This window comes from Nocardiopsis synnemataformans (assembly GCF_965343085.1).
Classification (GTDB): domain Bacteria; phylum Actinomycetota; class Actinomycetes; order Streptosporangiales; family Streptosporangiaceae; genus Nocardiopsis; species Nocardiopsis alborubida.
Window position 1 is genome coordinate 17208 of the sequence record NZ_CBDRFA010000058.1, and the last position, 20357, is coordinate 37564.

17 protein-coding genes are annotated in these 20357 nt (G+C 71.5%); 6 read left to right on the plus strand and 11 right to left on the minus strand.

Annotated features, from left to right (window positions below; all coding sequences use genetic code 11):
- Positions 1 to 105: 105 nt before the first annotated feature.
- Positions 106 to 285, minus strand: coding sequence for a DUF6104 family protein (locus tag ACSIH6_RS27465; protein WP_013154687.1), 180 nt, complete (start codon positions 283 to 285; stop codon positions 106 to 108).
- A gap of 33 nt (positions 286 to 318) precedes the next feature.
- Positions 319 to 3972 carry a multifunctional oxoglutarate decarboxylase/oxoglutarate dehydrogenase thiamine pyrophosphate-binding subunit/dihydrolipoyllysine-residue succinyltransferase subunit gene (locus tag ACSIH6_RS27470; RefSeq protein ID WP_435111234.1) on the minus strand — a complete coding sequence of 1218 codons (3654 nt, stop codon included), beginning with the start codon at positions 3970 to 3972 and terminating at the stop codon, positions 319 to 321.
- Positions 3973 to 4606: 634 nt separating this feature from the next.
- Between ACSIH6_RS27470 and ACSIH6_RS27475 the strand changes: the two genes are divergently transcribed.
- Positions 4607 to 4981 (plus strand): BlaI/MecI/CopY family transcriptional regulator, encoded by a 375-nt coding sequence (locus tag ACSIH6_RS27475; RefSeq protein ID WP_435111262.1) that lies wholly within the window; start codon positions 4607 to 4609, stop codon positions 4979 to 4981.
- Here the strand turns inward: ACSIH6_RS27475 and ACSIH6_RS27480 are convergent.
- Together ACSIH6_RS27480 and ACSIH6_RS27485 are read right to left on the minus strand one after the other, a co-directional pair.
- Positions 4978 to 6210, minus strand: coding sequence for an MFS transporter (locus ACSIH6_RS27480; protein WP_435111235.1), 1233 nt, complete (start codon positions 6208 to 6210; stop codon positions 4978 to 4980). The two genes, ACSIH6_RS27475 and ACSIH6_RS27480, sit on opposite strands and share 4 nt — an antisense overlap.
- A gap of 249 nt (positions 6211 to 6459) precedes the next feature.
- A complete protein-coding gene (locus ACSIH6_RS27485; protein ID WP_435111236.1) occupies positions 6460 to 7545 on the minus strand; it encodes a suppressor of fused domain protein in 1086 nt (361 codons plus the stop codon).
- Between the two features lie 199 nt (positions 7546 to 7744).
- On the opposite strand from ACSIH6_RS27485, the gene rlmN reads away from it, so the two are divergent.
- Positions 7745 to 8842 (plus strand): dual-specificity RNA methyltransferase RlmN, encoded by a 1098-nt coding sequence (rlmN, locus tag ACSIH6_RS27490; protein ID WP_435111237.1) that lies wholly within the window; start codon positions 7745 to 7747, stop codon positions 8840 to 8842.
- A 31-nt stretch (positions 8843 to 8873) separates the two neighbouring features.
- Positions 8874 to 9344, plus strand: coding sequence for a hypothetical protein (locus ACSIH6_RS27495; RefSeq protein ID WP_435111238.1), 471 nt, complete (start codon positions 8874 to 8876; stop codon positions 9342 to 9344).
- 77 nt (positions 9345 to 9421) lie between these two features.
- Here the strand turns inward: ACSIH6_RS27495 and ACSIH6_RS27500 are convergent, their stop codons facing one another.
- Genes ACSIH6_RS27500 through ACSIH6_RS27510 form a run of 3 tightly spaced genes read right to left on the minus strand, consistent with a single transcriptional unit; the run spans position 9422 to position 12668 of the window.
- The gene (locus ACSIH6_RS27500) at positions 9422 to 11020 is read right to left on the minus strand and encodes an ABC transporter permease (RefSeq protein WP_435111239.1); all 1599 of its coding nucleotides are present in this window, start codon (positions 11018 to 11020) and stop codon (positions 9422 to 9424) included.
- A complete protein-coding gene (locus ACSIH6_RS27505) occupies positions 11017 to 11940 on the minus strand; it encodes an ABC transporter ATP-binding protein (protein ID WP_435111240.1) in 924 nt (307 codons plus the stop codon). The genes ACSIH6_RS27500 and ACSIH6_RS27505 overlap by 4 nt, the downstream gene beginning before the upstream one ends.
- Before the next feature lie 53 nt (positions 11941 to 11993).
- Positions 11994 to 12668: a TetR/AcrR family transcriptional regulator gene (locus ACSIH6_RS27510; RefSeq protein WP_435111241.1), complete on the minus strand. Its 675-nt coding sequence runs from the start codon at positions 12666 to 12668 to the stop codon at positions 11994 to 11996.
- A gap of 144 nt (positions 12669 to 12812) precedes the next feature.
- On the opposite strand from ACSIH6_RS27510, the gene ACSIH6_RS27515 reads away from it, so the two are divergent.
- Positions 12813 to 13628, plus strand: coding sequence for a carbon-nitrogen hydrolase family protein (locus tag ACSIH6_RS27515; protein ID WP_435111242.1), 816 nt, complete (start codon positions 12813 to 12815; stop codon positions 13626 to 13628).
- 239 nt (positions 13629 to 13867) lie between these two features.
- Positions 13868 to 14110, plus strand: a complete 243-nt coding sequence (locus tag ACSIH6_RS27520) for a hypothetical protein (RefSeq protein ID WP_435111243.1) — start codon at positions 13868 to 13870, stop codon at positions 14108 to 14110.
- A gap of 241 nt (positions 14111 to 14351) precedes the next feature.
- On the opposite strand, the gene ACSIH6_RS27525 is transcribed toward ACSIH6_RS27520, so the two are convergent.
- Both ACSIH6_RS27525 and ACSIH6_RS27530 read right to left on the minus strand, forming a co-directional pair.
- A complete protein-coding gene (locus ACSIH6_RS27525; RefSeq protein ID WP_435111244.1) occupies positions 14352 to 15860 on the minus strand; it encodes a CoA-acylating methylmalonate-semialdehyde dehydrogenase in 1509 nt (502 codons plus the stop codon).
- A gap of 181 nt (positions 15861 to 16041) precedes the next feature.
- Complete coding sequence (locus ACSIH6_RS27530) at positions 16042 to 17328, minus strand: aspartate aminotransferase family protein (RefSeq protein ID WP_435111245.1); 1287 nt, start codon at positions 17326 to 17328, stop codon at positions 16042 to 16044.
- A 196-nt stretch (positions 17329 to 17524) separates the two neighbouring features.
- On the opposite strand from ACSIH6_RS27530, the gene ACSIH6_RS27535 reads away from it, so the two are divergent.
- Positions 17525 to 19129 carry a PucR family transcriptional regulator gene (locus ACSIH6_RS27535; RefSeq protein WP_435111246.1) on the plus strand — a complete coding sequence of 535 codons (1605 nt, stop codon included), beginning with the start codon at positions 17525 to 17527 and terminating at the stop codon, positions 19127 to 19129.
- Between the two features lie 65 nt (positions 19130 to 19194).
- On the opposite strand, the gene ACSIH6_RS27540 is transcribed toward ACSIH6_RS27535, so the two are convergent.
- Positions 19195 to 19521 carry an AtuA-related protein gene (locus tag ACSIH6_RS27540; RefSeq protein WP_435111247.1) on the minus strand — a complete coding sequence of 109 codons (327 nt, stop codon included), beginning with the start codon at positions 19519 to 19521 and terminating at the stop codon, positions 19195 to 19197.
- Positions 19518 to 19964, minus strand: a complete 447-nt coding sequence (locus ACSIH6_RS27545) for an acyclic terpene utilization AtuA family protein (RefSeq protein ID WP_435111248.1) — start codon at positions 19962 to 19964, stop codon at positions 19518 to 19520. Before ACSIH6_RS27545 ends, ACSIH6_RS27540 begins: the two co-directional genes overlap by 4 nt.
- Positions 19965 to 20357: the final 393 nt, after the last annotated feature.

The following is a 20357-nucleotide window of genomic DNA, read 5'->3' on the forward strand; positions in this document are numbered from 1 at the left end:
AGGTGTTTCAGGGGGACCTCCGGGGAAACCCCGAGACCGTCGCGGGCAGGGCCTCGAACAGGCGAAGGGGCCCGGGTCGTGTGACCCGGGCCCCTCAGGCGGCCCCTACTCGTCGTCCTCGTCGTCCAGCCGCGCCAGCCACGTGGCCAGCCGGTCGACCGGAGTCTCGAACTCGGGGTTCATGTCGGTGAACGCCCGCAGCTGCTCGGCGAGCCAGGCGAAGCTGACCTCCTCGCCGCCGCGGCGGTTCTCCAACTCCTCGATTCCGCGATCGGTGTAGTACACGCTGTTCCCTCTACGTGCTCGCAGGCCCGACCGCTAGTCGGCGGGCGGGAAGACCGTGTCCACCAGGGCCCGCTGCTCGGCCTCGTGGCGCTTGGCCGAACCGGCCGCGGGCGCGGAGGAGGCCGGACGCGAGATCCGGGTGAACGGACGGTCGAGCTGCTCGGAGAAGACCAGCGCGACGAAGGGCCACGGGCCCATGTTCGCCGGCTCCTCCTGCACCCACAGGACCTCGCCCGCGTTGGGGTAGGCCTTGAGCTGCTCGCGGATCTCCTCGATCGGCAGCGGGTAGAGCCGCTCCGCCCGGATGATCGCGGTGTGCTTGTCACCGCTCTTGCGGCGCGCCGCGTCCAGGTCGTAGTAGATCTTGCCAGAGCACAGCACCACGCGCCGCACCTTGTCCGACGCGATCGAGTCGTCCTTGACCAACGGTTCGAAGTGGCCCGAGGTGAAGTCCGCGGTGGCCGAGGCGGCGGCCTTCAGACGCAGCAGCGACTTGGGCGTGAACACCACCAGCGGGCGCTCCAGCGGCGACTTGGCCTGCCAGCGCAGCAGGTGGAAGTAGCTCGCCGGGGTGCTCGGGTAGGCCACCGTCATGTTCTCCTGCGCGCACTGCTGCAGGAACCGCTCGATGCGGGCGGAGGAGTGGTCCGGCCCCTGGCCCTCGTAGCCGTGCGGCAGCAGCAGGGTCACGCTGGAGCGCTGCCCCCACTTCTGCTCGCCCGCGCTGATGTACTCGTCGATGATGGTCTGGGCGCCGTTGACGAAGTCGCCGAACTGCGCCTCCCACATCACCAGGGCGTCGGGACGGGTCAGCGAGTACCCGTACTCGAAGCCCAGGGCCGCGTACTCGCTCAGCAGGGAGTCGTGCACGTGGAACCGGGTGATGCCGTCGTCGAACTGCTTGAGCGGCGTGTGGGTCTCGCCGGTCTCGCGGTCCATCAGCGTGGCGTGGCGCTGGCCGAAGGTGCCGCGGCGGCTGTCCTGGCCCACCAGGCGGACCGGGTGGCCGTCCAGCAGCAGCGACCCGAAGGCCAGCAGCTCACCGGTGGCCCAGTCGATCGCGTCGGTCTCGACCATCGTCGCGCGGCGCGAGAGCTGGGGCGCCAGCCGCGGGTGCGGCGTGAAGCCCTCGGGCAGCGACACCTGGGTGTCGATGACCCGCTTGACCGTCTCGGCGCTGATCGCCGTCTCGACCGCGGAGTGCTCCAGGCGGCCCTCGGTGAACACCTCGGGCTTGACCACGGCGCCGGGCTCGATCGGCTTCTTCTCGACCTCGCGGGTCTCGGTGAAGGCCCGCTCCAGCTCGGACTGGTAGTCGCGCAGCGCCGACTCCGCCTCCTCCACCGTGATGTCGCCGCGTCCGATGAGGGACTCGGTGAACAGCTTGCGGGTGGAGCGCTTGGCGTCGATGACGTCGTACATCAGCGGCTGGGTGAAGGCGGGGTTGTCGCCCTCGTTGTGGCCGCGGCGCCGGTAGCAGACCAGGTCGATGACGACGTCCTTGTTGAACGCCTGGCGGTAGGCGAAGGCCAGGTGCGCGACCCGGACCACGGCCTCGGGGTCGTCCCCGTTGACGTGGAAGATCGGCGCCTGCACCATCCGCGCCACGTCCGTGGCGTAGACGCTGGAGCGACTGTCGGACGGCGAGGTGGTGAAGCCCACCTGGTTGTTCACGATGACGTGCACCGTGCCGCCGGTCCGGTAGCCGCGCAGCTGCGACAGGTTCAGCGTCTCGGCGACCACGCCCTGTCCGGCGAACGCGGCGTCGCCGTGGATGAGGATCGGCAGGACGGTGAAGCCCTGCGGGCCCTTGTTGAGCACGTCCTGCTTGGCGCGGACGATGCCCTCGGCCACCGGGTCGACCGTCTCCAGGTGGGACGGGTTGGCGGCCAGGGTGATCTGGATCTTGTCGCCGTCGTGGGTCTCGAAGGTGCCCTCGGTGCCCAGGTGGTACTTGACGTCGCCGGAGCCGTGCGCGCTGCGCGGGTCGAGGTTGCCCTCGAACTCACCGAAGATCTGCCCGTAGGACTTGCCGCAGATGTTGGCCAGCACGTTCAGGCGGCCGCGGTGGGCCATGCCGATGACGGCCTCGTCCAGCTCGGCCCTGGCGGCCTTGGAGATCACGCCGTCCAGCAGCGGGATCAGCGACTCGCCGCCCTCCAGGGAGAAGCGCTTCTGGCCCACGTACTTGGTCTGGAGGAAGGTCTCGAAGGCCTCGGCGCTGTTGAGCCGGTGCAGGATGTGCAGCTGCTCGTCGCGGTCGAGCTTCTCGTGCTCGCGCTCGACGTGCGCCTGGATCCACTCCCGCTCCTCCGGGCTCTGGATGTGCATGTACTCGATACCCACCGTGCGGCAGTAGGTGTCGCGCAGCACGCCCAGCACGTCGCGCAGCTTCATGACCTGCTTGCCGCCGAAACCCCCGGTGGGGAACTCGCGGTCCAGGTCCCACAGGGTGAGGCCGTGTTCGAGCACGTCCAGGTCGGGGTGCTTGCGCTGCTCGTGGTCGAGCGGGTTGGTGTCGGCCATCAGGTGGCCGCGCACGCGGTAGGCGTGGATCAGCTCCTGGACCCGGGTGGTCTTGTCGAGCTGGGTGGCCTTGTTGACGTGGATGTCCTGCACCCAGCGCACCGGCTCGTAGGGGATGCGCAGCGAGTTGAAGATCTCGTCGTAGAAACCGTCCTCGCCCAGCAGTAGCTGGTGGATCCGGCGCAGGAACTCGCCGGACTGCGCACCCTGGATGATGCGGTGGTCGTAGGTGGAGGTCAGCGTCATGACCTTGCTGATGCCCAGCTCGGCCAGGGTGTCGGAGGAGGCGCCCTGGAACTCGGCCGGGTACTCCATCGCGCCCACACCCAGGATGGTGCCCTGGCCCGGCATCAGGCGCGGGACCGAGTGCACGGTGCCGATGCCGCCGGGGTTGGTGAGGCTGATGGTGGTGCCCTGGAAGTCCGGCACGCCCAGCTTGTTGGTGCGGGCCTTGCGGACCAGGTCCTCGTAGCCGCTCCAGAACTCCGTGAAGTCCATCTCGTCGGACTTCTTGATGGAGGGCACGACCAGCTGCCGGGAGCCGTCGGGCTTTTGGAGGTCGATCGCCAGGCCGAAGTTCACGTGCTCGGGCTTGGCGACGCCGGGCTTGCCGTCCACCTCCGCGTAGGAGTGGTTCATCTCCGGCAGGGCCTTGAGGGCCTTGACCATGGCGTAGCCGATGAGGTGGGTGAAGGAGACCTTCCCGCCACGGCCGCGCCGGAGGTGGTTGTTGATGACGATGCGGTTGTCGAAGAGCAGCTTGACCGGCACCGCGCGCACGCTGGTGGCGGTGGGCAGGCCCAGGCTCGACTCCATGTTGGTCGCGGTCCGCGCGGGTGCGCCGCGCAGCCGTTCCTGCTTGACCTGGAGGGCCTCGTCCTTGCCCTCCTTGTCGTCCTTGCTCTTTGCCTTGGAGGCTGGGGCCGCGGGGACGGTCGGCTTCTTCTTCGGGGCGGAGGCCGCGGGGGCCTTCTCGCCCTGCGCCTTCGCGCCGCTCCCGCCCTTCGTGCCAGCAGTCTCCGCGGGCTTGTAGTCCGCGAAGAAGTTCCACCAGGCCTTGTCAACGGAGTTCGGGTCGTTCAAGTACTTCTGATAAAGCTCCTCGACCAACCACTCGTTGGGACCGAAATCTGTCAGGGGTTGAGACGCCTCAGACGACACGGCGGAGATCGCCCACTTCCGCAGCTCGCTTGTGAATGTGTAGGAAGACGGGTGGCTGCTGGCAAGGCGGGCTCAAGAAACGAACGCGGGAGCTGTTCCGCGCATACGGAGAAGCATCTGGCCTGGCCAGCACTCGTCGGGTACAAGGCTACTTGTACCGGCCTCCGCACGGGGAACGCTGACGTTGTGGAAACTAGGAGATAGGTAACATTCTTTCACATCAACGTTGGCGCTACGTGTGAGTAACAAAGCCCAGCGTCGCTTGAGTGCCTGACTTGCGGGGTTTTGCAGGGGTTTCGCGATGTGAAGATGTTGGCCGCGACCGGCCATGTCGGATGTGGCGTGTAACACGGTGCTTCTTGGGGAACCCGCCGGGGCGGGCCTCCGTCGGAGGGGTGCGAGCGGCCGGGCAGGACGGCCGGGCTCCCTCCGCCGGTCTTCCCAGCGGGCGGGAGGGGCCCGGGCCCGGCCGCGAACGCTCTTTCCCTCGTGTCTGGACGCGCGTTCGCTGGTGAAACGCCGGTGACCGGTGCCGAGGATGTACGGATCTGTGTGCTCTCCGGAGTTCTCCCACGCGGGAGGCCCCCTCGTGTCTACGATCCTCGGAACCGAGGACGCGACGGGCGGGGAGGCCATGAGGGGTCTGGGTGAACTGGAGGCGGCCATCATGGACGCGCTGTGGCGGTCCGAGGAGCCGCTGTCCGTGCGCCAGGTCCGCGAGAGCATGGTCTACGACCGCGACGTGGCCTACACGACCGTCATGACGGTGGCCAACATCCTCTTCAACAAGGGGCTGCTGGACCGGGAGAAGACCGGCCGCGCCTGGACGTACTGGCCACGCGAGTCGCACGCCGAGTACACCGCGCGGATGATGGACGAGGTCCTCAGCACCGGGCCCGACACCGGGGCCACCCTGCTGCGCTTCGTGGAGCGCTTCAGCGACGAGGACGTCGCGCGCCTCCACCGCGTGCTGGCCCAGGCCCGGGACCGCCGCGGCATCGCCAGCTAGGCGCGGGTCAGGGTGCGCACGCTGCGCGAGGAGACCGCGGCCAGGGTGGCCAGCAGCGTCAGCGAGGCCACCAGAACCAGGGCCGGGGCCGGGCCGAAGCGCTCGGCGAACGGGCCGATCGCGATCTGCCCCAGAGGCATCGCCACGAACGAGCCCAGCGCGTCGTAGGAGTACACCCGCGACAGCCTCTCCCGCGGCACGTTCTCCTGGACAGCGACCTCCCAGGCCACGTCGAACTGCTGCACGGCCACACCCGCCAGGAACATCGCGGCGAACAGCACCGGCAGCGGCGACGGCCCGGTCAGGGCCAGGAAGGGCACGGCGTGCGCCGTCATCAGGGCCGCGCCGTAGACCAGCGCCCGCCGCGGCTGCCAGCGGGCCGCCAGCACGCCGCCAGCCAGCAGCCCGACGCTGTTGGCCGCCATGAGCAGGCCCCACGCGGTCCGGCCGAAGGTCTCGTCGGCGATGCCCGGCCCCAGCACGGCCGTGGCCGCCGACCAGCCCGCGTTGACGACCATGAACTGGAGCACGATGATCCAGACCCAGGGCCGCGACACGAACTCGCTCCACCCCTCCCGCAGGTCGTGCAGCACGTTCGCGTCCCCGGTGTCCACGGGCTTCTCCGACCGGGCAGCCCGTACGGACAGGAAGGCCGCCCCGGCGCAGGCGAACAGCGCCGCGTCCGCCGTGATCGCCCAGCCCGCGTCCAGCAGGCCCACCACCACGCCGCCCGCCGACATCCCCAGGAACATCCCGCCCTGGACGCCCACGCCCATCGCCGCGTTGGCCTGGCGCAGCAGTTCCCGGGGCACGGTCTGCGGGGTCAGCGCCGCGGACGCGGGCAGGTTCACCGCCGCGGCGGCGCCGTTGACCAGGCTCAGCGCGATCATCAGCGACAGCGAGGCGGTGCCCGTCAGCAGGAGCGTCCCCAGGAGCGCCTGGGAGGCCGCGGCCAGGGCGCACCCGCCCTGGAGCACCAGCGCGCGCGGCAGCCGGTCGGCGATGACGCCGCCGAGCAGGAGCAGCGCCACGTTCGCGACCGAGCGCGCGCCCACCACCAGTCCCACGCCCGTCAGGGAGCCGGTCACGTCCAGCACGGCGAAGGCCAGCGCCACCGACGCCATGCCGTTGCCCAGGGCCATCAGGGCCCGGCCCAGCGCCAGTCCGCGGAAGGCCGGATGCGCGAGCGGTGCCGTCAGTCCCGCGCCTTCGCCGCCGGTGCGCACCATGGTCCCGTGACCCCGCCTTCGCTCGCCCGAACCGGAACGGCAGCGACGATCCCGCCCTCCCCGGGGAGTGTCAACGGGTTTTCGCGGGACACCCGGATCTCAGCCGGAGACTGTTTCTCGGACGGGCTCCAGCTTGTGGGGGGTGGTTCGGGCGCCCGGACACAAGAAGGACCGCGCCGTAGGCGTCCGTTGAGGGTGGTGGCGGGCGACGGGTGGGACGAAGCGAAGCGGAGGCCCAAAAAACACTGCCTAGCCGAGCACCCAGCTGCGGCCCTCGGCGGCCAGCTTCTCCACCAGGGTGGCGCTGTCGTGCTCCTTGGCGAACAGGTGCTCGGGGCGGGTGATCGGCACGATCCACAGCCACCGCACGGGGTCGCCCTGGAAGGACAGCCCGGCGGTGTCCGGCGGCCGGTGTTCGGGGCGGGTGACCAGGGCGGCGGGGTCCTCCAGGAGCAGCACGGCTCCCGCGCCGCCGCGCATGGCCCGGTCCTCGGGGTTGTCCAGCCATTTGACGGTGTGTCCGGTGCCGAACCAGGTCACCGCCCGCCAGGGGAAGGCGCCGATCCACCGGAAGACGCGGGCGGCGTGGTGCGCCGGCAGCGTCGTGGCCAGGGCCAGCTCCACCCGGGCGTGCTGGGAGGTGTTGGCCATGTAGCGGTCCAGGGTGGGCATGCGCTGGCCGCACATCCCGACCGTGGACAGCACCGTGTACGGGCGGTCCGCGGTGGGCGGGCGCTCCGAGACCCGCAGCAGCGGCGGGTGGCCGTCGGAGACGTCCCAGTAGTGCCCGGGCTCGCCCACGTTCCGGTTGAGGTGGCTGAGCACCGTGCGCTGCACGCTGCGCCAGGCGCCCGAGGCGCGCCGCCAGTCCCAGTAGGCCTCGGCGTGCACCACACGCGGCCACAGCTGCCCGCGCACCGAGTCCAGTTCCCAGGCGTAGGCGCTGCGGCCGATCGCCTCGCGCGCGTACCCCGGCAGCCCGCTGTCGGCCTCCGCCCAGCCGGGGATGACGGCCAGCAGCCCCTCCTCGTCCACCAGGGCGACCCCGTCGCCCTCCTCGAACCACACGGCGCGCAGACGGTCGGGGTCGAAGCGGGGACGGCCCTGCGGGTGCTTGGTGTAGGCCTCGGGCATGAGCGGGGCCCGGCCCTCGTACAGCCCGCCGGACTCGCTCGTGCGCGGCGCGATCTCGTGGTTGGCCAGCCACACCGGGACGCGGATGCGCCCGCGCGCGTCCAGCAGGTAGGCGGCCGTGGTGTGGGAGTCGCACTCGACGACGACACGTCGGCTCTGGTACGGGCTGATCTCGTCGAGCAGGACGTCGATCCCTGTCACCGGCCCTCCCACACACCGATCCCCGGTCGTCGTAGCCGGACGGGCCCGTCAGACCCGTCCGCGCAGTGCGTAGAATCGACGGTAGTGCCCTGACAGGCGGAGCTGCACCGCGGCGGCGTATAGGTCGTATAACGACACGTTCCGCCGCCGTCCGCGCCCGGGCGCCAGACCACCGACTTCCACTTCCTACGGACTGTCTATGCCCGCCGAGCTCACCTTTGTCGCACCCCGTCGTGCCAAACCTCCCCGGCACCTGGCCGACCTCAGCCCCGAGGAGCGGGCCGAGGCCGTCCGTGAACTGGGCGAGAAGCCCTTCCGGGCCAAGCAGCTCGCCCAGCACTACTTCGGCTCCCTGGTGTCGGACACCTCGGCCATGACCGACCTGCCCGCCTCCTCCCGGGAGCGGCTCGGCGAGGCGCTGCTGCCCACCCTGCTCACGCCCGTGCGCCACATCACCTGCGACAACGGCATGACTCGCAAGACCCTGTGGAAGGCGTTCGACGGGGTGCTGTTCGAGTCGGTGCTCATGCGCTACCCGGACCGCGTCACCCTGTGCATCTCCTCCCAGGCCGGGTGCGGCATGAACTGCCCGTTCTGCGCCACCGGCCAGGCGGGCCTGACCCGCAACCTCTCCACCGGGGAGATCGTCGACCAGGTGGTCGCCAGCGCCCGTGACCTGGCCAACGGCGAGGTCGCCGGGGGCCCGGGCCGCATCAGCAACATCGTGTTCATGGGCATGGGCGAGCCCATGGCCAACTACAAGCGCGTGCTCCAGACGGTGCGCCGCATCACCGACCCCGTCCCCAACGGCCTGGGTATCTCCCAGCGCGGGGTCACCGTGTCCACGGTCGGCCTGGTACCCGCGATCAACAAGCTCATCGACGAGAGGATGCAGGTCCGCCTCGCGATCTCCCTGCACGCCCCCGACGACGAGCTGCGCGACGAACTGGTGCCCATCAACACCCGCTGGAAGGTCGACGAGGTCCTGGACGCCGCCTGGCGCTACGCGGGCACCACCGGCCGCCGCGTCTCCATCGAGTACGCGCTGATCAAGGACATCAACGACCAGGCGTGGCGGGCCGACCTGCTCGGCAAGCTCCTCAGGGGCCACCTGGTGCACGTCAACCTCATCCCGCTCAACCCCACCCCGGGGTCCAAGTGGACGGCCTCGCGCCCCGAGGACGAGCGCGAGTTCGTGCGGAGGCTGGAGTCGCACGGGGTGTCGGTGACCGTCCGCGACACCCGCGGGCAGGAGATCGACGGCGCGTGCGGGCAGCTCGCGGCGGCCGAGAACTGACCGGACCACTCACGGCGCCGGGGAGCACGGGGTGATCGAGACGGCGCTGGCCTTCGTGGTCGCCCTCGTCTCCGGGCTCGTCCCGGTCATCAACATCGAGGTCTACCTGGTGGGCGCCGTGATCGCGATGGACGACGGCGCCCTGGTCGCCATGGCGGTGGCGGCCGGGGTCGGCCAGACCTTGGGCAAGCTGCCCTACTACTACGCCGGGCGCGGGTCGCTCTCCGCGCCGTGGATCCGCCGCAGGAGCGCCACGCCCGGCAAGTGGGCCGCGCGGACCGAGGGCTGGCGGCGCAGGGCCGAGGAACAGCCGCTCTGGGGCGCGGGCCTGGTGGCGGTGAGCTCCCTCGCCAGCGTTCCGCCGTTCATGGTGGTGTCGGTGCTGGCCGGGGTGGTGCGGATGAACGTCGTGCTGTTCGCCCTGATCACCTTCGTCACCCGCACCGCGCGCTTCATGGTCGTGGTGTTCGCGCCCGCCTGGGGCCTGTCCTTCCTGCCCTGACCGGGGCTCGGGCCCCTCCCGCGGTCCGGGCGCCGTCGAACCGGTCCCGGCCCGACGGCCCACCGGACCGCGCCCCGTCAGACGCTTGCCAGGTCCCTGCGGCGGAAACCCGCCAGGGCGATCGCGTTGGCCGCGGCCGCCGCCCCCAGCGCGAGGACCACCGGGACGGCCTCGAACTCGTCTCCCGGCAGCTTGGGCAGGAGTTCGAACGCGCTCAGGTCCAGGAGCCACTCGTCTAGGCCCAGGAGGGGACCCAGCGTCGACGCCAGCAGGCTGTAGCCCAGCCACGCCCACACCAGCGGGACCAGGCGCGGAACCACTCCCACCAGCGCCGCGGTCAGCGCGGCGAACAGCAGGGCCACCGGCAGCTGGGCCAGCGCCGCCTCGGTCATCGTCCACGTCCAGGAGGAGTCCTCCAGGGCGGCGGACGCGCTCAGGCCCATGCCGACACCGCCCGCCACCACGATCACCGCCGAGGACAGCACGCTGACCAGCAGGGCGCCGCCGAACCAGCGCACCTTGCCGACGGCCGCGGACAGGGTCAGCTCGGCGCGCCCGGAGGTCTCCTCGCTCCGTGCCCGCAGCACGGACATGACGGCGTAGGCCGACGCGGCCATCAGCACGTAACCGCTCATGGTGCCGAGGAAGCCTCCGGTGACGTCGTCGGCGGCGTCGCCGAGGACGGCCACCAGGTCGGGGTTCTCCTCCAGCATCCCCTCCACTTCCGTGACCAGCGAGCCGAACGCGAAGGCGAAGAGGAAGGCGGCGAAGGTCCAGGCGGCGACGGCCCCGCGCTGCTGGTGCAGGTGCAGCGCGAACACGCCGTTGAGCAGCCCGCCCGCGCCGGCCGGACCGGGCCGGGAGGCGACCAGCCCCGCGCCGAGGTCGCGCCGTCCCGCCAGGGCGTAGGTCAGGGCGAAGAGCACCACGATCAGGACCGCGTACAGCACCAGCGGCCACCAGCGCAGGTCGTGGAACACGCGGGTCTGCTGGACCCAGGCGAACGGTGACAGCCAGGACAGCGCGTTGCCTCCCTCCTCCGCCATGTCGCCGACGACCCGGAACAGGAACAGCACACCGACGGCCAGGAAGGCCAGCCCGGCGGCGGCGCGTCCGTGCTCGGTGACCTGCGCGCACACGGCGGCGACGGCGCCGAAGGAGATCCCGGCCAGGGCCAGCCCCAGCCCGTAGGCCGCGGAGTCGGCGACCGCCAGGCCGTTGCCCGCCAAGGCCAGCGCGGTCAGGCCGCCGACGAGCAGGTTGACGACCGAGATGGTCGCCAGCGCGGCGGTCATCTGGGCGCTGCGGCCGAGGACGCCGGCGCGCAGCAGTTCGGCGCGGCCGCTCTCCTCCTCGGCGCGGGTATGCCGGACCACGTGCAGGACGCTCATGACCGCCAGGGCGATGAGCACGCTCATGGTCAGCTCGTTGACCACCATGGGACCGAGCTGGTAGTCGTCCAGCCCGTATCCGGGACCGCCGAAGACGACACCGGTCGGGGTGTCCATGAGCGCGGCCCGGGCCTGACGCTGGGCGTCGGTGGAGAACATGTCGTCGAGCGTCGGAACGGTCGCGACGACGGTGCCGACCAGGGCGAGGGTCCAGACCGTCAGACGGACGCGGTCGCGGCGCAGGACGAACCGGACGAGGGTGCCGGTACCGGTGAACGCGCTCATGCCGCCGCGCTCCCGTCGCCGTCGCGGGCGCCCAGCTCGTCGCCGTAGTGGCGCATGAACAGCTCCTCCAACGAGGGCGGGTTGCTCACCAGGGAGCGGATCCCGAGGCCGGTGAGCGTGCCCATGACGGCGCCCATGCGGGTGTTGTCGACGTCGAGGGCGACGGTGTCGCCGTCGAGCCGCAGGTTGTGCACCCCGTCGGCGCCCTCCAGGACCCGGGCGTCCCCGGTGACGGTGGCGCGCACGGCGGAGCGGGTCAGGTGGCGCAGGTCGTCCAGGGTGCCCGACTCCACCGCCCGCCCCCTGCGGATGATGGTGACGGTGTCGCACAGCTTCTCCACCTCGGAGAGGATGTGGCTGGAGAGCAGCACGGTGCGGCCCTGGGCCTTGGCCTCCAGGACGCACTCGGTGAACACGGCCTCCATGAGCGGGTCCAGGCCGGAGGTGGGCTCGTCGAGGATGAGCAGTTCGGCGTCGGAGGCCAGCGCGGCGACCAGGGCGACCTTCTGCCGGTTGCCCTTGGAGTAGGTGCGGGCCTTCTTGGTGGGGTCCAGCTCGAAGCGGGCCAGCAGCTCCCGGCGGCGCGCGGGGTCGAGCCCGCCGCGCAGCCGTCCGAGCAGGTCGATCGCCTGTCCTCCGGTCAGGTTGGGCCACAGGGTGACGTCGCCGGGCACGTAGGCCAGGCGCCGGTGCAGGGTGACGGCGTCCCGCCAGGGGTCGCCGCCGAGCAGGCGGACCGTCCCGGCGTCGGCCCTGAGCAGACCGAGCAGGACGCGGATGGTGGTGGACTTCCCGGAGCCGTTGGGCCCGAGGAAGCCCGCGACCTGGCCCGTGCGGACGGTCAGGTCCAGCTTGTCCAGGGCCTGGAAGCGGCCGAAGCGCTTGTCGACGCCGCGGACCTCGATGGCGGTTGGTGTCATGGTCGGGGTTGCCTCCGTGTGTGGTGGGGATCGGGGACGGGGATTCGGGGCGGTCAGCGGGACTCCTCGGGGGGATCGCTGACGTACAGCAGATAGGCGTCGAGCAGCGTGCGCTCGGTGAGCAGGCCCTCGGTGTACAGCTCCAGGGTCGGGAGCATGTACTCCCGCGACCACTCGCGCGCGACCCGGCCGAAGTCGACCTCCCCCTCGAAGCGCCCCAGCGTGAGGAACATGAGCAGCGAACCGAGGGAGTTGGCGGCCAGGTAGCGGGCACGCCGGGCCGGGTCCCGGCTCGGGCGGATGGTGCCCTCGGCCTCGCCCGCGGCGAGGTAGACCTCGATGTCGGCCACCATGCGCTCGAAGAGCGAGGCCGCGAGCGGGCCCCCGGCCTGCATGGAGCGGACGACGTAGGCCAGGAGGGGGGCGTACTGCTCCATCGTCGTGAGCTGGTGGAGGAAGGTCTGTCCGTCGTGGCTGGTGACCGTGTCCGTCTTGACCTCGTTGACGACCGCGGTGACGTGGTCGTCGCAGGCCCGCCGGAGCCTGTCCTTGGAGCCGAAGTGGTGGATCACCAGTCCGGGGGAGACCTCGGCCTCTTCGGCGATCGCCCGCACGGTCACGCCGAACCCGCGCTGGCCGAAGCACGTGATCGCCGCGTCGCGGATCCTGGCGCGTGCCGTGAGGTCGGACTCCCTGTCGGGCCGATCCGGACGGTTGGCTGAACTCATGTTCAATACATTAAACGCTTGTTTAGCCCCTTGGCAAGGGGGCGGCTCCGGAGGCGGTCCGGTCCGCGCGGACGGGGCCGCGGGCTGGCCGTACACTCGGTGCACGGCGCCCCCGGGCGTCCCACGCCGACGAGGAGAGGTTCGATGGTGCAGGTCGCGGTCGCCCAGTTCGCCCCCGGTCAGGACAAGGCGCGCAACCAGCGCTCGGTGGCGGAGCTGACCGCCCGCGCGGCGGCGGACGGGGCCCGGGTGGTCCTGTTCCCCGAGTACACGATGTTCACCGCGGGCCGCGTCGACCAGCGCTACGTGGCGGCGGCCGAGCCCCTGGACGGCCCCTTCGTCTCCGAGGCTGCCGACACCGCCCGGCGGGAGGGCGTGCACCTGGTGCTGGGGGTCGGCGAGGCCGAGGGTGGCCAGGACGCCACCCACTTCACCAACACGCTGGTGGCGCTGTCGCCGGAGGGCGAGCGGGTCGCGCACTACCGCAAGATCCACCTGTACGACGCCTTCGGGGCCCGGGAGTCGGACGTGCTGCGCCCCGGCCCGATCGAGGAGCCCGAGACCTTCACCGTCGACGGCGTGGTGTTCGGTCTACAGACCTGCTATGACCTGCGTTTTCCCGAGGTGACGCGGCGCATCGCCGAGGCCGGGGCGCACGTGGTGCTGCTGGCCGCGCAGTGGGTGCCCGGCCCGCTGAAGGAGGAGCACTGGCGGACCCTGGCCCGGGCGCGCGCCATCGAGAACACCGTGTACGTGGCCGCCTCCGGGCAGGCGGCGCCCACGGGCGCGGGCAACAGCATGGTGGTCGATCCCATGGGGACCCCGCTCGCGGCGCTGGGGGAGCAGACCTTCGCGGTTGCCTCGGCCGGGGTTTCGGCCTCCCGGGTCCAGGAGGTGAGGGACCTCAATCCGGCGCTCTCCCTGCGCCGTTTTTCGGTCTCTGTACGGGCCGAGGACTGAGGTCCCGGATCACTACCGCCCCGTAGCTAACCGGACAAAGCAGATGAAGCTTGTCCCGCCAGACAGGGTCTTCCCAGGTCACATCACTTAGGGTTATGATTCCCCTGCATGGTGTGATGTAGATCGGTCCGAACCATTCCAGGTGCCCAAAGCTTCTGATTCAATAAAGAGCCGGTAACTATCGGCCCGCCAGACTGTCCTAAACCACGGGGGGAGCAAGGACATTGCGCGGAACGAGCATGATGTGCGAACCAGACACGCGGCCCGCGATCGACGTCGACGTCTACGATCCGGACTCGCTGAGCTGGGCGCAGTGCATGGGGGATGCCTGCGTCGTCTGCCACACCAAGTGGCCCCGGCCACGCCGGGTGCTCGGCGAGCTCCCGGACGGGAGTGCGGTGTTCGGTTGTGAGGAGTGCGCCGACCTCGTCGGCGCGGAGCCCCGGGTCGCCGCCGAGGAGCGGCTGTTCGCGGTGCGCTAGCGGTGCGGAGACGGTCGCGCTCCGGGTCCAGGGGGAGAGGCGGACCCGGAGCGCTCCCGTCGGCGCGCCCGCTTCCATTGGGGAGGAGGGGAAATGAGCGCGCCCTTCCCGGATGGTTCGTGCGTCGGCTGTCGGCGCCGACCACGCCCCGTGGGGGGCGTCCGCTGACAACGATACTCCGTGTCGTTCACCGCCGACCGACAGTGAGACAGATCCGTCCGGTATTTTCGCGAACTCGGCGTTAACCGTTGGTGGGGAACCCCAGGTTGACGCCTCCTTCGGGCCGCTGGCCCGGGTCGGTCCAGCGGGCCGTGACCGCCTTGGTGCGGGTGTAGAAGTGGACACCCTCCGTGCCGTGCGCGTGTGAGTCGCCGAACAGGGACTGCTTCCAGCCACCGAAGGAGTAGTAGGCCATCGGCACCGGGATGGGGACGTTGATCCCCACCATGCCGACCTCGACCTCGTTCTGAAAGCGCCGGGCGGCGCCCCCGTCGTTGGTGAAGACCGCCGTGCCGTTGCCGTAGGGACTGGCGTTGACGAGCTTGACCGCCTCGTCGTAGTCGCCCACGCGCACCACGCTCAGCACAGGGCCGAAGATCTCGTCCCGGTAGCACGACATCTCCGGGCCCACGTGGTCCAGCAGCGACGGGCCCAGCCAGAACCCGTCCGGGTCCCCGCCCGACACCGGGTGCACGCGGCCGTCGACCGCCAGGGTCGCGCCCTCGCGCACCCCCGACTCCAGGTAGGAGGCCACCCTGTCGCGGTGCTCCCTGGTGACCAGCGGCCCCATCTCGCTGCGCTCGTCGTCGCCGGGGCCCACGCGCAGGCGCGCCACCCGCTCGCGGATCCGCTCCACCAGCTCGTCGGCCACCGAGTCCACCACGGCCACCGCGGAGATGGCCATGCACCGCTCGCCCGCCGAGCCGAACCCGGCCGAGACCGCCGCGTCCGCGGCCAGGTCCAGGTCGGCGTCGGGCAGCACCACCATGTGGTTCTTGGCCCCGCCCAGGGCCTGCACGCGCTTGCCGTGCTCGGCGGCGGTCCGGTAGACGTACCGCGCGACCGGGGTGGAGCCCACGAAGCTGACCGCCGCCACGTCCGGGTGCTCCAGAAGGGCGTCCACCGCCTCCTTGTCACCGTGCACCACGTTGAACACGCCCTCGGGCAGCCCCGCCTCGGCCCACAGCTCAGCCAGCAGCACCGACGCCGAGGGGTCCTTCTCGCTGGGCTTGAGCACGAACGCGTTGCCGCAGGCGACGGCCACCGGGAACATCCACATCGGCACCATCGCGGGGAAGTTGAACGGCGTGATCCCGGCGACCACGCCGAGCGGCTGGAGGATCGAGTAGGCGTCCACGCCCGTGGACACGTTCTCGGAGTAGCCGCCCTTGAGCAGGTGCGGGATGCCGCAGGCGAAGTCGACGACCTCCAGGCCGCGGGCCACCTCGCCCCGGGCGTCGGAGAGGACCTTGCCGTGCTCGGCGCCGATCAGCTCCGCCAACCGGTCGGCGTTGGCGCTGAGCAGCTCGCGGAAGCGGAACAGGACCTGCACCCGCCGGGACAGCGAGGTGTCGCGCCAGCCCGGGAAGGCCTCCCGCGCGGCCGTCACCGCCGCGTCGACCTCCTGCCGTCCGGCGAGGTGGACCGTGCCGGTGACCCGCCCGGACGCCGGATCGTAGATGTCCCCCGTGCGCCGGGCCGGTCCCTCGTGGGCGGCTCCGCCGATCCAGTGGGTGACGTGCTTGCTCATATCCGCTCTCTTCCTTGTCCACAGGCGTCCGGTCGGGGCTGGCGCGCGGTGCCCCGGCGCGGTTTGCTTGATACGGGGGGTCCCCAGGGGCCGCCAGCGTCGTGCTGCCCACCTGCGCACGGAAGACCGTGCGCGGCGGCCCCCTCCGGCCCCGGCCCCCTCAGGCCCCGGTCGTTCCTCCTCAGGCCCCGGCGTCCACGGTGCGCACCGCGTCCAGCAGCACGTCGCGGCCCTCCACGGCCTCCTCCTGCGACAGCGTCATCGGCGGCGCCATCCGCAGCACGTTGCCGTGCACACCGCCCTTGCCCACCAGCAGACCGCGCTCGCGGGTGGCCTCCAGCACCCTCCCGGCCAGGGGGGAGGACGGCGCGCCGGTGGCGGGGTCCACCATCTCCACGGCGAACATCAGTCCCTTGCCGCGCACGTCGCGCACGCTCGGCAGCGAGGTCAGCGCGCTGAGCCCCTCCAGGATCAGCGCGCCCTGCCGCCGCGCGTTGCCCTGGAGGTCGTGCTCCAGCACGTAGTCCAGGGTCGCCCCCGCCGCCGCCATCGACACCGGGTTGCCGCCGAACGTGGCCACGCCCAGCGCGCCCAGCCGGTCCATCAGGTCGCCGCGCGCCACCACGCCGCCCACCGCGAACCCGTTGCCCAGACCCTTGGCGAAGGTCATGGCGTCCGGGACCACCCCGTGGTTGCCGATGCCGAAGAAGCTCGTGCCGGTGCGCCCCCACCCGGTCTGCACCTCGTCGGACACGAACAGGATGCCGTGCTCGTCCAGCACCTCCTTGTAGGCGGCGTACAGGCCGTCCGGCGGCATCGCGAACCCGCCCACGCCCTGCACCGGCTCGGCGATCAGGCACGCCACGTTCGGCGCCGCGGTGTCCAGCACGTCGCGCAGGTCGGCCACGCACGCCTCGACGTACTCCCGGTCGGTCATCCCCCGGAAGGCCGGAGCCGCGTGGTCGGTGCCGTGCAGGTAGTGCACGTTCAGCGGCGACAGGGAGGAGTTCTTCCACGCCCGGTTGCCGGTCACGGCCACCGTGCCGAACGAGCGCCCGTGGTAGCTGCCGCGCATCGCCAGCACCTCGTCGCTTCCGCGCGCGTACGTGGCCAACAGCAGGGCGGTCTCGTTGGCCTCGGTGCCGGAGTTGGTGAAGAACACCTTCGCGTCCGGGATGCCCGACAGGCCGGCGATCTTCTCCGCCAGTTCGACCTGGCCGCGGATGAGGTAGAGGGTGGAGGTGTGCACGACCCCCCTGGCGATCTGGCGCTCGACGGCCTCGCGTACCTCGGCCACGTCGTAGCCGAGCATGTTGGTCACGATGCCGGTGAAGAAGTCCAGGTAGGTGTTGCCGTCGGCGTCCGTGACACGGGCGCCCTTGCCGCCGGTGATCTCCAGCGGGGACTCGTAGTACAGGGGCAGCCAGGAGGGCATGACCGCGCGGTGGCGTGAGAGAAGTTCCGACATGCCCCCAGTCTCGCCCCGCCCCCCGGACTTGGCCAGGATCAGCATGTTGACAACATGGCGGCCGGGCTTACGACGTGTAAGGACCTCCGCGCGCGCCCTCCCCTCAGGTCAGGCCCGGGCGGTGCGGTACACCGTGTAAGCCCGGGGGCCGGGAGTCTGACACCGCGTCCCGTGCGCGCCTCCTAGGATGGAGGCCGTGCTCCCCACCCTCGCCGAGGTCCTCCAGCTGCCCGCCCTCCAGCGCGCCCGTCCCCGGGTCGTGGCGTGCCCGGACCGGCTGGACGTGGCCGTGCGCTGGGTGCACATCGCCGAGGTCACCGACCTCGCCCACCTGCTCCGCGGCGGCGAGCTGGTGCTCAGCACCGGCATCGCCATGCCCGACGACCCCGAGGCGCTGCGCCGCTACATCGACGACCTCGCCGCGGCCGGGGTCAGCGGCATCGCGGTCGAGTTGGGCCGCAAGTACCACGCCGAGCTCCCGCCCGCCTTCCTCGACGCCGCGCGCGACGCGGGCGTGCCGGTGGTCCTGCTCGACCGCGAGGCCCGCTTCGTGGAGATCACCGAGGCCGTGCACATCCGGGTGGTCAACGAACAGCTGGAGGAGCTGCGCGAGTCGGAGAAGCTGCACTCGGTCTTCACCCAGCTCTCGGTGGAGGGCGCCGACACCGGGCGCATCCTGCACGAGGTCGCCCAGCTCTCCGGCTGCCCGGTGGTCCTGGAGAACCTCACCCACCAGGTGCTGGCCTGCGACCTCAACGGTGAGGAGCCCGGAACCCTGCTCACCTCCTGGGAGAGCCGCTCGCGCGCGGCGCGTTCGGGAACGCGCACCGTCCACACGCCCGCCAACGGCTGGCTGGTCACCACGGTCGGAGCGCGCGGCCAGGACTGGGGGCGGCTGATCCTCGTCGTCGGGGCCAATCCCACCCCGCGCCAGAGCATGCTCATCGAACGCGCCGCCACCACCCTGGCGCTGGGCAGGCTGTTGGAGCGCCACCAGGAGAGCCTGGAGCGCCAGACGCACCGAACGATCATCGCGGGCATCATCGACCGGGCCTACTCCGACCCGGAGGAGGCCCTGGTGCGGGCCCGTGCCGTGGGCGTGCCGCTCAACGGCCGCGAACTGGTGGGACTCGTGCTGCGCCTGCGCGAGAGCGGGACCGGGCTGGCCGCCCAGGCGCGCCTGTCCGACACCGCCGAGGGCGCCGCGCGCGCCTGCCGGGAGCTGCGCCTGCCCGCACTGGTGGGCTCGCTCGACGACCTGCGCGTGGGCATCCTGCTCGCGCTGCCGGGCCGCCAGCGCCTGGACCCGACCCTGCACATGCTCGCCGACCGCGTCCGCACCGCCGTGGGCGGCGCCGCGGTGCTGGCCGTGGGCTCCTCCGCGGACGGCGTCCGCGAGGTGCGGCGCTCCTTCCTGGAGGCGCGCCAGGTCGGCGACGTGGCCATCCGCCAGAGCGACCAGCGCCCCTTCTACCGGCTGCCCGACCTGCACCTGCGCGGCCTGCTCCACCTGTTCCGCGACGACGAGCGGCTCCAGACCTACGTCGAACGCGAGCTGGGGCCGCTGCTGGACCACGACGCGCGGCACGGCGGCGACCTGACCGACATGCTCCGCCACTACCTGGGCGCGGGCCGCAACAAGGCGCTCGCGGCCGGACGGGCACACCTGTCCCGCCCGGCGTTCTACGACCGGCTGCGGCGCGTCGCCCACGTCCTGGACGCGGACCTGGACTCGGTGGAGACCTGCCTGTCCCTGCACGTGGCGCTGCTGTCGCTGGACTCGGTCCGCGACGAGCGCTGACCCGGCGCCCACCTCATCCGCGGTCGCAGGTCAAAACCCGTGCGGCACACCAGCAGCGTTTCCGGTCAGTGCGCCTCGGGCGCTCCCTCCAGCTCCATCCCCAGCAGGACCGACGCCAGGCTCTTGCCGTGGGCGTCCAGGTACAGCGACGTGGTCACCGTGTCCTCGCCCGCGCGCGGGCACACCAGGACCAGCGCGCACACGTTGTCCATCCGGTGCACGGTGACCGGCCCCGACACGCGCCCGCCCAGCGCGCGGGCGACCCGGTCGGGGGTCAGCTCGGCGCACAGCACCGGGTACCACTCCGGTTCGTAGGCGATGACGGCGATCGTGTTGAGGTTGCCCTTGTCCCCGGCCCGGGCGTGGGCGACGTCGCGGAGCACGGTGCTCACCGCTCCCCCTCTCCGAAGAAGTCGACCCGGGTGCGCACGGCCTCCCGGTCGACGGTGGTCGACAGCACGCCCACGACCTCGTGGACGGAGGTCCTGACCCCACCCCCTCCGGAGGGCCCCGACGTGTAGAGGGCGCCCACCTCCTCGGCGACCTCCTCGGCGTCCGCACGGCCGGGGGCGAGGGCGGCCACCCGCAGCCGGCACTCGAAGGGTTCGTCCCCACCGTCCCCGCCCTCCAACGCGGGCGTCAGGGCGTCGGCGCCGACGTAGGCGTTGGCGGAGACGATCTCGCCGTGCGCCTCCAGCGGCAGGCCGTCCTCCCAGCAGGGCGCCGACGGGTCCAGCAGGTCCAGCACGTCGTCACCGGAGACCGCGGCGACCACGGTCGGCAGCCCCACCTCCAGCAGACCCTGCGCGACCTGGACGCCGCGTGCCGGGACCACGGCACGTTCGGTGTGCGGTGGCGTGCCAAGGGCCGGTGGAAGCCCTCCTTCCGCTTCCCCGATGGGTCACGGATGAGCATCGAACGCCTGGGCCGCAGATGGGGACGGGTCAAACTGCCCAAACTGGGATGGGTGCGCTTCCGCTGGTCACGCGTACCCCGGGGCACGGTCCGCTCGGCCACCGTCTCCCGCGACGGCGCCCACTGGTACGTGTCGCTGTTGTGCGAGGACGGCCAGACCACCCCCGAACACCACGAGCGCCCCGAGAGCGCGGTGGGCGTCGACCGGGGCGTGGCGGTGGCGGTGGCCACCAGCGATGGCGACCTGCTCGACCGCACCTTCCAAACCCCCAAAGAGGCCGAGCGCGAACGCCGTCTGCGTCAACCCTGGCCA